At 67.3% G+C, this 14,255-nt stretch carries 16 protein-coding genes; 8 read left to right on the plus strand and 8 right to left on the minus strand.

The features are described from left to right. Positions 1 to 201: 201 nt before the first annotated feature. Both VG502_RS08475 and VG502_RS08480 read right to left on the minus strand, forming a co-directional pair. Positions 202 to 1,128, minus strand: coding sequence for a transporter substrate-binding domain-containing protein (locus VG502_RS08475; RefSeq protein ID WP_325549597.1), 927 nt, complete (start codon positions 1,126 to 1,128; stop codon positions 202 to 204). 415 nt (positions 1,129 to 1,543) lie between these two features. Then, positions 1,544 to 2,242: an RraA family protein gene (locus VG502_RS08480; protein WP_325549598.1), complete on the minus strand. Its 699-nt coding sequence runs from the start codon at positions 2,240 to 2,242 to the stop codon at positions 1,544 to 1,546. A 377-nt stretch (positions 2,243 to 2,619) separates the two neighbouring features. Here VG502_RS08480 and VG502_RS08485 point away from each other — a divergent pair, with 377 nt between their 5' ends. From VG502_RS08485 to VG502_RS08495, 3 genes are all read left to right on the plus strand, one after another. Then, complete coding sequence (locus tag VG502_RS08485; protein ID WP_325549599.1) at positions 2,620 to 3,576, plus strand: zinc-binding dehydrogenase; 957 nt, start codon at positions 2,620 to 2,622, stop codon at positions 3,574 to 3,576. Between the two features lie 146 nt (positions 3,577 to 3,722). Beyond that, a complete protein-coding gene (locus VG502_RS08490; protein ID WP_325549600.1) occupies positions 3,723 to 4,418 on the plus strand; it encodes a response regulator transcription factor in 696 nt (231 codons plus the stop codon). A gap of 1 nt (position 4,419) precedes the next feature. Next, positions 4,420 to 5,571 (plus strand): sensor histidine kinase, encoded by a 1,152-nt coding sequence (locus VG502_RS08495; RefSeq protein WP_325549601.1) that lies wholly within the window; start codon positions 4,420 to 4,422, stop codon positions 5,569 to 5,571. 53 nt (positions 5,572 to 5,624) lie between these two features. Here VG502_RS08495 and VG502_RS08500 read toward each other — a convergent pair whose 3' ends face one another. The 5 genes from VG502_RS08500 to VG502_RS08520 form a co-directional block, all read right to left on the minus strand. Next, complete coding sequence (locus VG502_RS08500) at positions 5,625 to 6,377, minus strand: DUF3027 domain-containing protein (protein ID WP_325549602.1); 753 nt, start codon at positions 6,375 to 6,377, stop codon at positions 5,625 to 5,627. Between the two features lie 3 nt (positions 6,378 to 6,380). Further along, positions 6,381 to 6,764 carry a cold-shock protein gene (locus VG502_RS08505; RefSeq protein ID WP_325549603.1) on the minus strand — a complete coding sequence of 128 codons (384 nt, stop codon included), beginning with the start codon at positions 6,762 to 6,764 and terminating at the stop codon, positions 6,381 to 6,383. Positions 6,765 to 6,939: 175 nt separating this feature from the next. Beyond that, entirely contained in the window at positions 6,940 to 7,560 is a 621-nt protein-coding gene (locus VG502_RS08510) for an HAD family hydrolase (RefSeq protein WP_325549604.1), read from the minus strand. 35 nt (positions 7,561 to 7,595) lie between these two features. Beyond that, entirely contained in the window at positions 7,596 to 8,273 is a 678-nt protein-coding gene (locus tag VG502_RS08515; RefSeq protein WP_325549605.1) for a hypothetical protein, read from the minus strand. Positions 8,274 to 8,384: 111 nt separating this feature from the next. Beyond that, positions 8,385 to 10,274 (minus strand): ABC transporter ATP-binding protein, encoded by a 1,890-nt coding sequence (locus tag VG502_RS08520; protein WP_325549606.1) that lies wholly within the window; start codon positions 10,272 to 10,274, stop codon positions 8,385 to 8,387. Between the two features lie 81 nt (positions 10,275 to 10,355). Between VG502_RS08520 and VG502_RS08525 the strand changes: the two genes are divergently transcribed. The 3 genes from VG502_RS08525 (at position 10,356) to VG502_RS08535 (ending at position 11,531) form a co-directional block, all read left to right on the plus strand. Further along, a complete protein-coding gene (locus tag VG502_RS08525) occupies positions 10,356 to 10,835 on the plus strand; it encodes a MarR family winged helix-turn-helix transcriptional regulator (RefSeq protein ID WP_325549607.1) in 480 nt (159 codons plus the stop codon). A 100-nt stretch (positions 10,836 to 10,935) separates the two neighbouring features. Then, a complete protein-coding gene (locus tag VG502_RS08530) occupies positions 10,936 to 11,175 on the plus strand; it encodes a CopG family transcriptional regulator (RefSeq protein ID WP_325549608.1) in 240 nt (79 codons plus the stop codon). Next, positions 11,169 to 11,531: a type II toxin-antitoxin system PemK/MazF family toxin gene (locus VG502_RS08535; RefSeq protein WP_325549609.1), complete on the plus strand. Its 363-nt coding sequence runs from the start codon at positions 11,169 to 11,171 to the stop codon at positions 11,529 to 11,531. The genes VG502_RS08530 and VG502_RS08535 overlap by 7 nt, the downstream gene beginning before the upstream one ends. Positions 11,532 to 11,577: 46 nt before the next feature. Here the strand turns inward: VG502_RS08535 and VG502_RS08540 are convergent, their stop codons facing one another. Continuing rightward, positions 11,578 to 12,270, minus strand: a complete 693-nt coding sequence (locus VG502_RS08540) for an NUDIX hydrolase (RefSeq protein WP_325549610.1) — start codon at positions 12,268 to 12,270, stop codon at positions 11,578 to 11,580. 90 nt (positions 12,271 to 12,360) lie between these two features. Between VG502_RS08540 and VG502_RS08545 the strand changes: the two genes are divergently transcribed. Beyond that, the gene (locus VG502_RS08545; protein ID WP_325549611.1) at positions 12,361 to 13,371 is read left to right on the plus strand and encodes an SPFH domain-containing protein; all 1,011 of its coding nucleotides are present in this window, start codon (positions 12,361 to 12,363) and stop codon (positions 13,369 to 13,371) included. Next, the gene (locus VG502_RS08550; protein WP_325549612.1) at positions 13,368 to 14,243 is read left to right on the plus strand and encodes an NAD(+)/NADH kinase; all 876 of its coding nucleotides are present in this window, start codon (positions 13,368 to 13,370) and stop codon (positions 14,241 to 14,243) included. The genes VG502_RS08545 and VG502_RS08550 overlap by 4 nt, the downstream gene beginning before the upstream one ends. Positions 14,244 to 14,255 lie beyond the last annotated feature (12 nt).

Here is a 14,255-nt window from a genome sequence, read left to right on the forward strand (position 1 = left end):
TCCAGAGGGAGTGTCTGCAGCGGTCACATCTGACCGCTCCTGGGTTCTGAGGCGTCGCCGACGGGTCGAGGTGATGAGCAGAGCGCGTCGGAAAGCGGTGATCGGACGGTCGCACTGCCCCGTGCGATATTCCTCGTGGCCTAGTGCGTGGCGGGGCCGCGTTCGCCTGAGTGAGAGGACTGTCCGGGCTGCGTCGATACGTCAACTTGCTGCCTTGATCTGAGCATTGATCAGAGAACGATCTATCGGCGTGACAAGACTTCCTGTCGCTTTGATAATCTTGGCATATTCACCGCTGTTGATCATGGCGTTCATTTGCGTCTGGAATGCTTTTGCCAACGCTAGGCCGTCCTTGGTTTGTGCGAAGGAGTTTCCTGTCACCCGGTTTGCGTAGTCGTCCTTGAGAGCGACGGTGAGCCCAGGCTGTGCTTTGGCCATGGATATCGCGTTCGGGGTGGCGATGATGTAGCCGTCGATGCGGCCAGTCCGTACAGCAAGCGCCCCGTCGCTAGAACTGCCGTAACTGGCTGTGGTCACGCTTGCCTTGCCGTCCCTACGGCATTGCTGATCGATGCTCTTGGCTACGTCTTCGGCGATCGTCGCGCCAGTGCTGAAGGCGAGCTTGCTGCCACACAGGTCGTCAGTGGAGGAGTACGCCTTCCCCTTCCGCGCGACAACGCTCGCGGAAGTTTCGTACAGGCCGAGGAAGTTCGCCTGTTTCGCGTTTTCTGCTGTTTTGGTCGTTTGACTCCCGACCATGTCGATCTTGCCGCTGGCCATGGCTGGGATCAGGCCTGAGAAGGAAATCTTCGTCCAGTGCAGGGTGAGGCCGAGGTGCGCGGCGTCCGCCTCGAGAAGCTTGACGAGCGTGCCGTCGGGCTTGTTGTCCTTGTTCAGGTAATACAGGCCCGCTCCACTGAAGCTGGACCCAATGGTAATCACCCCTGACTTGCGGATGGTTGCCGGCAGCAGGCTGCGCGCGGCGGGGTCACCGTTTGCGCCATGCGCGGCAGCGGAGGAAATTGAGGCCGTGCTCGCTCCGCCGGATGACCCGCAGGCTGCCAAGCTCACCGCGAGAATTCCTGCGGCTGCCGCCCAGGCAGACCTGTTGACATTTGTCCGTTTCATCTTTCAATCCTTTGGTGGTGGGGAACGGATCTGTTGAGTAGCGAATGTGCGGCTCGGGGATGCTTGCCCACTTCGTGACCTATGTTCTGCGGCCAAAAGGCAGCGGTTACCAGCGACGAAGCCGTGCGTACCCCGGGTCCGAGGCGGCAGATTGGCGGCGGGATGAACGGGGCGGGTCACACGCGGGATCCCCAACGCGCGGGAGCGCGGCTATTTGGAGTACTCGTGCGCCTCTGTGCCCAACCGATCGGGCCACCGTCACTGTGCGCGTCTCATATCTGGCCTCCAATCGCATGAGCGGCACTTGCTTCCTTGTACCAAGACCTCTGCGTCCCAAGTCCTTCACGGACTGCATGGTGACCAGGACGGCTACGACGACTGCGGCATCGCCGCGCGGATTCACAATGGGAACGATTCAGGGAGTCGGCCATGAAGTTCTGGATTCTGCGGTGGTCTGGAGTTGGCTTTTGAGCTGCTCGGTCAACAACTCGAACGTGCGCGCCTCGCGCTCGACCTTCGCCCGCGCGTCTTCGATCACTCTGGCAACGGCGGCAGCGGGGATGACGGCGACCCCGTCGGAGTCGCCCACGACGTAGTCACCTGGCGAGACAACAACACCGCCGACCGAGATCGGGCAACCGAAGCCACCCGGGCCGGTCTTGAACGGGCCGGCTGGGGTGATTGCACGTGCGAACACCGGCATGTTCATTGTGGCCAGACCGTCGACATCGCGGACCGCGCCGTCGATGATGTATCCCGTCGCGCCGGCGACCCGTGCGCGTAGGCCCATCAGCTCGCCGATCAGCGCCCGGCTCTCGTCTCCTTGGCCGTCGACGACGATGACGTCATGCGGCTGGACAGCCTGGAGAGCGTCGTGAATCGCCCGGTTGTCGCCGGCGCGTGTCCACACGGTCAGCGCTCTGCCGACCACGTGTGCCCCGCTCCACACCGGGTGGATTGCCGAGGCCAGCAGGCCCATCCGATTCATGACGTCACCCAGGACGGCTGCCGGCAGGTCCTTGAGAGTCTCGATCAACGAGCTGATCTCGTCCTGCTCTTTGCGTACCCATTCGCGCTTCGCCTCAAGGCGGTTGAGGCTCGTATCGCTATTCATCAGGGTGCGGCTCCTCTGGAGTGATTGGCCTGCGTGTCGAAGACATCCGGACTATGAGCTCTCATAGAATGATATGATCTATCACTCAATAGTTTGGCCCACTGCACGCAGGACGTCAAGCCCTTCACACCGACTGATGAACAGCGGCCCTGGCGAAGCTGCGGACTCGGCGACTGTCGCGCCGGCCGCCCTGCTCTCACACGTCCCGTCGCTCCTGAACGGACTCGCACGGCGCCTTGACAGGGAACCCTGGCGGTCGGAATACTCATATCATTATATGCAATGACATCTCATTGTATGAGAGATGCACAAGTAAATCACTGACCGGCGCCTCGACACGACCGCCAAACAACTGAGTTCGAAGGAAGGATCCACTGATGTGGGCGTACATGCTGGAGAGCCCGGCGCAACTGTCCAGGACAACGGCGCCGAGGCCAAGCCGCGAGACGCTGGCCGAGGGCCACGTGATTGCACGGCTGCTCGCGGGCTCCGTATGTGGGAGCGATGTTTCACACTTTCTTGGTGAGTGGGACCGCGGGCCCGACCGCCGGCGCGTCGCTGGTTACCCCATGCATGAGGTTGTCGGCGAAGTGATAGCCAGCACTGATGACAACTTCCCGTTGGGCACCAAGATCGTCGGCTGGGCAGAACACAGCACCGGCCTCGCGGAGGAATTCGTCGCGGCCACTCATTCGATCCATGCGCTGCCCGCATCGACCAACCCGGTGTACAGCACCATCGCACAGCCACTCGCATGCGTGCTGTTCAGTGTCGCGCGACTACCCGACCCTGCCGGAAAGCGCGCGGCGGTGCTCGGCCAGGGACCCTTAGGCCTCCTGTTCAGCCATGTACTAGCCGATGCAGGAGCACATGTGGCTGGGGTCGATCGCGTTGACCGTGCTGACGCGGCACCGAAGTTCGGTGTCAAGGAGTCCATTTGGGATTCAACCCATCGCTGGGCACGAACGCTCGACGATGCCTCCCGGCCGGAGATCGTGGTCGAGTCAATTGGACATCAGGCCGCCACGGTCGATGACGCGATCGAAGCCCTCTCCTACGGTGGAACCGTATTCGCTTTCGGCGTACCCGACCAGCGCTACTACGCCCTGAACTTCCAGCGACTGTTCCGGAAGCAGGCGATACTCATGGGCGGCGTGACCGAAAACCGGCACTACTGGCTCGGGGAAGCACTCCGATATTTGGAGCGGCACCCCGAGCTGGCGGACGACTACATCACCCATATTTTCCCCATCGAGCGCGCCCAGGACGCCTACGCGCTTGCCGCGACACCATGCGCAGGCCGGTTCAAAGTCGCGCTCCGGGTCAGTAACTGAGTCGCGAGCGGAGTCCGAGCTGCAGTTTCACATACGACGTGTACGGGAGTGCCGGTCGAAACGGGCGATCGGCATACCCGGCAGGTAGTTGTTTCAGCTCCGTAAGGAAGCCTGAGCTTCTCATTGGAGGTCGCTACCGTCGACCCATGGACAACATCCAGCCGCGTCTAATGGTCGTCGAGGACGACCCGACGGTCCGCGGGGTCGTGGGCGACTACCTACGCTCCAGCGGATACGACGTGTCCTCCTTCAGCGACGGAGGTCGTGCTCGCACCGCACTGGAGCAGAACCTGCCCGATGTCCTCATCGTCGACCGGATGCTGCCCGGTGTCAGCGGCGACGACCTGTGCCGCGACGTGCGTCGTCGTTCCGACATACCCGTCATCATGTTGACGGCGCTGGGCGCCGTGGACCATCGCATCAGCGGACTCGAGTTCGGCGCGGACGACTACATCGCAAAGCCCTTCTCGATGAAGGAACTTCAGCTGCGTGTGGCCGCTCAACTGCGCCGCCACTCCCCGTCGGCGCCGGCCGCGCCTTTCACGATCGGCGTGTTCCGGATCGACCCCGGTCACCGTCGCGTATGGCGGGACAACGTCGAGATCGCGCTCACGACACGGGAGTACGAACTGCTGCTCTTCTGCGTCGAGCGGCCCGGTGAGGTGCTGACCCGCCACGACATGCTCGCAGAGGTGTGGGGCTGGAGCTTCGGCGATGCGTCGACCGTCACCGTGCATGTCCGCCGGCTCCGGGAGAAGATCGAACCGGAGCCGCGCTACCCCGTCTACCTCCGCACCGAGTGGGGCGCGGGCTACCGCTTCACGCCATACGGAAAGGGCTGACATGCTCACCGTTCCCGATCTAGCCCTGATCGTGTTCACCGCCGCCATCTGTACGGCGATCGTCACCGCACTCGCGTTGGCGGTATTGCGTTGGAATTCAAAGGGTTCCGTCGCTTCCCAGGTCACGATCGTGGTCTCGGCCGCGGTGCTGTCGATCGTTGCTTCCGTGGTTGCGGTCGTCATCGAGATGTTCGTCTCGACGCACGACCTGACGGTGCTGTGCTGGGTCGTCGGCGTCTCGGCGATCGTCAGCCTGAGCGCTGCCTGGGTGACGATGAAGCACACCGTGGGACGGTCCGTTCGAGCTCTCGTCGAGTCAGCCCGGCGGATCGGTGACGGCGACGTCCTCCAGCCGCAGGCACCCGGGCTGAAGGAGTTCAACGAGCTGCACGCGCAACTGGCCGAGTCCTCGAACCGGCTCGCCGACGCGCGCGCCGAGGTGGACAAGCTGGACACGGCACGCCGGCAGTTCTTCGCCTGGATATCGCACGATCTGCGCACTCCGCTGGCCGGAATGCGTGCGATGACAGAGGCTTTGGACGACGGGGTCGCCACCGACCGGGACGCCTACATCCGCACCATCCGCGCCAAGGTCGACACGATGACCGGCATGGTGGACGACCTTTTCGAGCTGTCCATCCTGCAGAGCGGCACGTTGCAGTTGCAGCGCGAGCTGGTCGAGTTGCTCGACCTGGTCTCCGACGCGGTCTCCGACATACAGGCAGTCGCCGCTGCCCGAGGCATCACGATCGTGCAACGTGGCGTCGAAGGACACCTGCTGTGGGCCGACCCGCGTGAGCTCACCCGGGCGATCGGCAACCTGCTGGTCAACGGCGTGCGGCACGCGCCGCCCGACTCGGAGATCCTCATCTCCGCCCATACGAGCGACGAGCAGCACCTGGTGCTGAGCATCATGGACCACGGCAGTGGTGTCGGCGTGGAGGACCTGGGCCGGATGTTCGACGTCGGCTGGCGCGCGAACACCGCTCGTACCACTGACGATTCAGCTCACGGCGCAGGCCTGGGACTGGCGATCGTTCGTGGCATCGTGGAGGCGCACGACGGCGAGATCCACGCCGAGCAGGTGCCCGACGGGTTCCGCCTCAACGTCACCCTGCCCACCACCGCGAATGACGGCTTCCTCGGCGAGTGACGGCCCAATTGGACCGTCACTCGCCGAAGAAGCCGTCATTCGGCAGAGACGTGCTATGAGAAGTCGAGCGCCAACTCGTCGAGGACGGGGGCGTCGAGGACCTCCGGCGCGGTGGCCGGTGCCTCGGTCTCGCTGTGCGCACCGCACCCGTGGTCGAGTGAGACGACCCTGCCGTCGGACGGCGACCACTCGCCGGCGCAGACGCCGAAGACCTGACGCAGCACGCCCGGCATCGGCACGAAGAAGCCGCAGGTCGAGCAGTGGGCGCTGGCCTGCTGGGCGACTGCCGCGTTCGGGCCGGCGTCGCCGTCATACCAGCGCTGCGCGGCAGCGTCGCGTCCCTCGGCGGACAGCACCCGCCGGCGGCCGAGGCCGAGCTCGAAGAAGCCGACCTGGTCGACGTCCTCCTCGCCGGTCGCTTCGAAACCGGCCTCGAGGTAGGCGTCGTCCTCGACATACGGGCGCTCGTCGCCGGCCCCGATGTCTCCGGGGGCGATGCGATCGACATACGGAAGCCAGTCGGGAGCGAGCACGGCGGCGTCGGTCGGCAACAGGTTGGTCTCGCAGACCGTCGCGAACTTCTGTCGGGGAGCCCGCGCGACCGACACGGCCCAGTGCCACCCGACGTACCCGGGCGAAAGGCACGCGAAGTACTGCATCGCGAGGCGCTCACCGATCATGACCGAGCCCACGTGTTCACCGACGGTGCCGGGCTCGGCGATCGCGACGACCGCCTCGCGTGCCGGCTCGATCGCGGCGAGCGCGACCTTGTCCGCCTTGGGCTTGGTGTCCTTCTTCGGTGCCATGACTCAGCCTTCGAGATCGTCGGCGACAGCGCGCAGCACGGAGGCGATCTTGTCCGCGTGGCGCTTGTCGGGGTAGCGGCCACGGCGCAGGCCGTTGCCCAGGTCGTCCAGCAACTTGATCACGTCCTCGACGATGACCGCCATGTCGTCGGCCGGCTTGCGGTGCCGGGCGGCCAGGGACGGCGAGGACTCGCGCAAGGTGACGCTGAGCGCCTGCGCGCCGCGGCGCCCCTCGGCGACCGAGTAGTCGATGCGGGTGCCGCTCTTGACCGTCGTCACGCCGGCCGGCAACGCGCTGGAGGGCAGGAAGACGTCCTGTCCGTCGTCGCCGGAGACGAACCCGAAACCCTTGTCCGAGTCGAAGAACTTGACCTTGCCGGAAGGCACCGTGACACCTACTTGGTTGTTGCGTGGTTGTTCGTGGAGGAAGCGGCAGCCGCGAACTCATCGCGCAGATGCCTGCGGCGCAAGATTAACGTGTGAGCGGCGATTCGATCGAATCGTTTGCCCCGTGGACGATGCCCCCGCACCTGCCCCCGCACCTGCCCCCGCACCGCACCGGTCAGCCGGCGGCGAGCTCGTCCAGCCGCGACACCAGGTCGCCCAGGTCTTCGACCACCAGATCGGCGCCGGCTTCGTGCAGTTTCTCGGCGTCGGTCGGGCCGGTCGCGACGCCGATCGCACGGACCTCGGCGGTTCGCGCGGCGTGCATGTCACCGCTGTGATCGCCGATGTATGCCGTGGCCCCGTGCTCCCGCAGCGGCGTCGCCTTGTCATGACCGAAGAGATCGCCGACCACGATGTCCGGGTGGACACCGACGTGCTCCAGCACCGCCTTGACGGCTGTGGGGTTCTTGGCACTGACCACGAGGACGGTGCCGCCCGCGTCATGGATGGCGTCGACGAGTTCGCGGGCACCCGGCAGCAGCACGGTCACCTCGATCGCCTGCTCGAGGTAGTCGGCCCGGTAGTCGGTGGCCGCCCCCTCCAGCTGGTCGTCGGGCAGGAAGAGCGCCAGGTTGTCCAGCAACGGAGCGCCGATCAACGGCCACAACTGCTCCTCGGTGGCCGTCACACCGCGCGCCTCGAGCACGCGCTGCATGCAGCCGACGATCCCCTGCCGGGAGTCGACGAGCGTCATGTCCAGGTCGAATCCGACGACGAGTCGCTTTGCGTCATACACGCTGCGAACGATAACGACCTTCGTTGTGAGCGATGTCAGGGCGCATAGGGGTCGTCGGGATCACCCGGCTTGTGCGGCGGCTGCGCGCCATACCCCTGTGGTGGGCCGTATGGCGGCCGGCCCGGCCCGTAACCGCCCGGCCAGCCGGCTGCGGCGGCGCGTGCCTGGTTGCGCTCGCGCCCGGAGTTGACCAGCTTGATGATGCCGACGATCAGCAGCACGACACCGGCGAGGAAGGCGAGCACGCCGATCCCGAGACCGATCCCGAGCGGCACCAGCACACGGCGGGCGACGTCGTTGGCGACGCTCGAGCTGAGCACCTTGGCGCGATGGCCGCTGCAGTCGATCGCGTAGTCGCCGGTGCTGCCGGGGTCGAAGGTGCCCGCACGGGTGTAGGCGGTGCCGCCCCAGTCCATCGAGAGCCGCGCGGTCCCGGTGTCGACCGCGACCCGCCGCCCGTCGGGTCCGGTGACCGTGCAGCGGGGCAACGGTTCGCCGGCCTCGTAGCGACCCTCGACCAGGATCGTCTGGTCCTCGACGCCGGTGACATGCGTTTTGCCACCGGGCTCGATCCACGCGGCGTCGCTCACGGAGTTCATGCCACCCGAGACGCCCTTCCAGATGCCGACACCCGCGGCGGTCGGCGCGATGACCAACATGAGGATCGCGCCGATGATGGTCAGCGCGAGGCCTCGTCGCTTGGGCAGTTGCATCAGGTCTCCTCCCGGCATCCGTGGGCACGCGCTGTCAGCAGACCACGCGGCACGTGGCGGCGTCCACCGGGGCAGCCCACCGGCGCCGCCCACCGGGGGCAGCCCACCGGATCAGTTCATCAGGCTGACGTGCCGTGCTGCCTGGGAGTTCCACAGGGTCGCGTAGCGCCCGCGCCGCGCGAGCAACTCCTCGTGGGTGCCGCGCTCCACGATGCGTCCCTGGTCGAGCACGACGATCAGGTCGGCGCCCCGGACCGTCGACAACCGGTGCGCGATCGTCAGCGTCGTGCGGCCGCGACTGACCTCGTCGAGGGCGTCCTGCACGGCACGCTCGGTGGCGTTGTCGAGGGCACTGGTCGCTTCGTCGAGGACCAGCACCGCGGGATCGCGCAGGATGGTCCGCGCCAGCGCGATGCGTTGCTGCTCACCGCCGGAGAAGCGATGGCCGCGCGCGCCGACGAGCGTGTCGTAACCGTCCGGGAGCGCCTCGATGAGGTCGTGGACCTGCGCGGCTCTCGCCGCCGCCTCGATCTGCAGGTCGGTGGCGTCCGGCCGTGCGTAGCGCAGGTTCTCACGGACCGTGGTGTGCAGCAGGTAGCTCTGCTGCGAGACGACGCCGACCAGTGCTGCGACGTTCTGCAGGGTCATGTTCCGCAGGTCGACGCCGTCGATGGCCACCGATCCGTCGGTCGGGTCGTGCAGCCGGGAGACGAGCCCGGCCAGGGTCGTCTTGCCCGACCCGGTCGCACCGACGAGGGCGACCTGCTTGCCGGCGGGCAGCTCCAGGTCGATGTGGGCGAGTGCGTCGCGGTCGGCTCCGTCATACCGGAAGGCGACGTCGGTCAGCGTCACGTCGCCCTGAGCGGTCGCCGGGTCGACGGGCGTCGGATCGACGGGGTCGTCGATCGTGACCGGCAGGTCGAGGAACTCGAAGACGCGGCTGAAGAGCGCCATCGAGGTGACCACTTCGGCGCCGACGTTGAGGACGCCGAGCATCGGTCGGAACAGGGCGGATTGCAGCGCGGTGAACGCGACGAGCGTGCCGATCGTCATACCTCCGCTGGTGGCCGGGAGCCCGGCGGCCAGGTAGATGAGAGCCGGTATGGCGGAGAAGACGATCGCCATGGTGCCCATCCGCCAGCGGCCGGCCATCTGCGATTGGAGCTCGAGCTCGGTCAGCTCGGAGGAGGTGTCCCGGAAGCGTTGGGAGAGAAGGGGACCCGAGCCGACGGTCTTCGCCAGCAGGACGCCGCTGATCGACAGTGACTCCTCGATCTGGGTCTGCATGTCGGCGAGCGCCCGCTGCGCGCGGGCCTGGATCGTGCGCCGCAGGCGGGCGACCCGACGGGTCAGCCAGATGGCCGGCGGGAGGACCAGCAGGCTGAGCAGCGACAGTCGCCAGGAGAGCAGCACCATCGCGGCGGCGGTGCCGACGGCAGTGGTGATGTTGGTGGCGATCGAGGTCGCGGAGTTGGTGATGACACCCTGCATCGCGTTGATGTCATTGGTGATTCGCGACTGCACCTCGCCGCCGCGGGTGCGCGTGAAGAAGCCGAGCGGGAGCCGCTGCAGGTGCGAGAAGAGGTCGGTGCGCAGGCCGTGCATGACCTGCTGGCCGATCTTGGTCGACAGCCAGGTCTGTATGACGCCGAGGGCCTGCGTTGCCACCGTCACGGCGAGCATGCCGCCGACGAGCATCAGCAGCAGGTGGACGTTCTGCTGCGGGATGGCGTCGTCGATGAGGTGCTTGGTCAGGAACGGCGTGACCAGACCGATCAGGGAACTGATCACGATGATCGCGATGACGACGGCGAGCGGCGTGCGGTGCGGGCGGAAGAGTGCGGTGATGCGGCGCAACGGGACCGGGTGTTGCTCGAGCTGGGCGATGTCGGCGGGGCTCTTGCGGCGGCCGGCGCCGCGGCCCCGGTGGCCGGATCCGCCACGTTCGGTGTTTTGCGGACGGACGCCCGGAGATCCGGGAAAAGTGGTGGGGGCTGTCACAGGCAGCACCTGCCTTTCGATGAGCTTTAGTGAGGCTACCTCACTTTGCTGTAACCACACCGAGCGCCATACAATTCCCGTATGCCGAAGAACCCCGCGCCGGCCACCGAGGACGAGCCGTCACTGAGCCAGTTGGTGATGCGCACGGCCCGCAGGCTGCGGCGGGTGACCCTCGACGAGTTGGAGCCCTTCGGGCTGACGCCGAGCCAGTCGCGCGCCCTGGGCGTGATCAGCCGGCATTCGGACCGGCCGCTGCGACTCGGCGACATCGCCGCCCATCTCGATATCGCGCCGCGCTCGGCCACCGAGGTCGTCGACGGCCTGGAGGAACGCGGCCTGGTCAGGCGCTCCCCCGACCCGACCGACCGCCGCGCCGTGACAATCACGCTGACCGACGAGGGCCGGGCGCTGCGCCGGCGCATTGAGCGGGTCCGGACCCGGCGGGGCGATGAGTTCTTCGGTCACCTCACCGAGGATCAGCAGGCGCAGCTGCGGTCACTGCTGGAGCTGGCACTCGTCCCGCACAACACCTCCCGATCGAGAGGACCCCATACGCACTGAGCGGACCTCGTTCCACCGGCCGTTCGTTGGTCCGCTCAGCCAGTTTCGGGTCCGCTCGATCAGCTCGCCGCCCGCCGTCATACCAAGTTATACTGGATGGATGAAGACCGCGATCTCCGTGCCCGACGAGACGTACGACCACGTTGAGCGTGTCGCCAAGAAGCACGGCCTGAACCGCTCGCAGTTCTACGCGGCCGCGGCAGAACGCTATGCGGCCGAACTCGAGTCGTCCGATGTGAGTGCAGCAGTGAACGCCGTCGTCGACGCGGCCAACGCTGACGGTTCGGCGCGCTTTGCCGTCAGCGCCGGGCAACAGGTCCTCGACGGTGACGAATGGTGAATCGCGGAGATGTGCACTGGTGCGACCTCGGCCAGCCGTCGGGAAGCGCCCCCGGCAGACGACGACCCGTGCTGGTGATCCAGTCCGACGATTACAACCGCAGTCGCCTGGCCACCACGATCGTCGCGGTGCTGACTTCGAACACCGCCCTCGCGGCAATGCCCGGCAACGTCTTCCTGCCTGCCGCGGCGACCGGTTTGCCCAAGGACTCGGTGGTCAACGTGACCGCACTGGCGACGGTGGATCGACGCGACCTGGACCCGCACGCGGTCGGCCGGGTGCCCGACCACCTGATGAGCGACGCCGACGACGGCATACGACAGGTCCTCGACCTCGGCGGCCGCCCTCGAATCTGACTCGATCACCGGCCGCTCTGGTCCCGTGCCCATCAACCACGCAGCGTCAGCGCAGCAACGGCGGGTGCAGCTGGGTGATCGTGCCGACGCGGTAGAGCCGTGCCGGGCGGCCGCCATCGCGGGTCGTCGTGTCGGCTGTCTCCTGCAGGAATCCCGCAGTCCTGGTCACCTTGCGATGGAAGTTGCGCGGGTCCAGTGTCCGGCCCCAGACGATCTCGTAGACGCGCCGCAGCTCACTGATGGTGAACTCCGGCGGGCAGAATGCGGCCGCCAACGGGGTGTACTCCAACTTGCCGCGGGCGCGCTCGACGCCGTCCCGCAGGATCTCGGAGTGGTCGAACGCGAGCCGGATCGGCCCGTCCAGCAGCTCGTCGACAGGCTGCCATCGGGCCTCCGCGGCGTCGGTCCCCGCGGTCGGTGCGGGCAGGTCCGCCGCGAGGGCGATGTAGGCGACGGTGACGGTGCGCATCCGCGGATCACGGTCGGGTGCGCCATACGATGCGAGCTGCTCGAGGTGGAATCCGTCCGCGGGCAGCCCGGTCTCCTCGCGCAGTTCGCGCGCCGCCGCATCCGGCAGGTCCTCATCGGGCCGCAGGAAGCCGCCCGGCAGCGCCCACTCCCCCTCGTATGGCGCCTCGCCACGACGAACCGTCAACGCCTGCAACCGATCTGCGCGGATCGTGAGCACCACCAGATCGACCGTGACTGCCAGCGGCGGGAAGGTCGGCTGCTTCGGCATACGTTCACCATAGCCGCTTAACGTCGACTTGACGATTATTGCCGCGGCGGCTTATCGTCATACTGACGTTAACAACGACAGGAGGCCGCCATGGCTGACATCGCCCGCTATCCCTTCGTTCGCCACCTGCGCGCTTCGGGCACGACGCACGTCGAGCAGATCCGCAACGGCAGGACCGTCCGCTCGGGTACCGGTGCGTCGTTCTGGTTCCGCCCGCTGAGCGCGGTGCTCAACGAGGTGCCGGTCGACGACCGCGAGCTGCCGCTGCTCTTCCACGCTCGGACCAGTGACTTCCAGGACGTCACGGTCCAGGCGACGATCACCTTCCGGGTGACCGATCCGGCGACCGCCGCCGGCCGCATCGATTTCTCGATCGACCCGGACAACGGCCGTTGGCGCAGCACTCCCCTGGACCAGGTCGCCGGGCTGCTGACCGAGTCGGCCCAGCAGTACGCGATCGACCTGCTGGCCACCGCCGACCTGCCGACCGCGATGGCCGGTGGCGTCGGCCCGATCCGCAGCGTGATCACCGACGGGTTGCGCCGCGACGAGCGGCTGGCCGCGACCGGCATCACGGTCGTCGGGGTCCGCGTCGTCGCGCTGCGGCCGGAGCCGGAGGTCGAGAAGGCGCTGCGCACCCCGACGCGTGAACAGGTGCAGCAGGAGGCCGACAGGGCGACCTTCGAGCGTCGCGCGCTCGCGGTCGAGCGCGAGCGGGCCATCGGCGAGAACGAACTGCAGACGCAGATCGAGCTGGCCCGTCGTGAGGAGCAACTGGTCGGGCAGCGCGGTTCGAACGCCCGCCGGGAGGCCGAGGAGAACGCTGCCGCGGGCGCGATCGCGACCGACGCCGAGGCCCGTCGCACCGTCACTCTGCGCCAGGCCGAGGCGGAGGGTGTCCGGCTGACCGGCGCCGCGCACGCCGATGCCGAGGCGGCGAAGGTCGCGGCATACCGCGACGTCCCGCAGGCGGTGCTGATGACGATGGCCCTCAAGGATCTGGCCGCCAACCTGCCCGACATACAGACGCTCGTGCTGACCCCTGACCTGGTCAGCAAGGCGCTGGCCCAGCTGGGCACCGGGGCGGAGGCGACGAAGTGAACACCCCACGCGTCGTCATCGTCCACCGCCGCACGGAGTATGACGAACTGCTCGCGACGCACGGCACACGCGGCCAGGCGGCGTTCTTCCTGCGGACCCGCGGACGCGACATCGCCGAGCTGGAGGAGCGAAACCGGTTGACCCGGAAGGCGATCGAGACCGCCACCGCGGCGATCCCGGTCGACTGGCGACGCGGTTCGGTCGAGCGCACGGACGTCGCACGCTTCCTCTTCGCACCGGATGACGTGATCGTCATCGTCGGCCAGGACGGGCTCGTCGCGAACGTCGCGAAGTACCTGCAGGGTCAGCCGGTCATCGGGATCGACCCGGAGCCGGGCCGCAATGCCGGCGTGCTGGTCACCCACCCGGCGCGCGACCTCGGCGAGTTGCTGCGCGCCACCGACCATGTCAGCGAGCGCACCATGGTGCAGGCCGACCTGGACGACGGGCAGCACCTGCTCGCGCTCAACGAGATCTTCATCGGGCACCGCAGCCACCAGACGGCGCGTTACGAGCTGCGTCCGCCGGGCGCACGCGCCGAATCGCAAGCATCCTCAGGTGTCTTGGTGTCGACTGGCACGGGTGCCACCGGCTGGTGCCGGTCGGTGGCACTGGAGCGCGCCAGCCGGCTGCGACTGCCCGCTCCGCACGAGCCGCGGCTGGTGTGGTTCGTCCGGGAGGCGTGGCCGTCGCCCACCACCGGGACCACGCTGGTCGAGGGCGAGCTGACCGGCAACTCGCTCGAGCTCACCGTGAAGTCCGATCAGCTCGTCGCGTTCGGCGACGGCATCGAGACGGACTCGCTCACCCTCACCTGGGGGCAGACGCTGCGCGTCGGCATCGCGGACCGGGCGCTGCGCCTGGTGGGGTGACAGTTTCCGTCG

Origin of the sequence: Flexivirga sp., from assembly GCF_035551235.1 — a bacterium.
Lineage (GTDB): Bacteria > Actinomycetota > Actinomycetes > Actinomycetales > Dermatophilaceae > Flexivirga.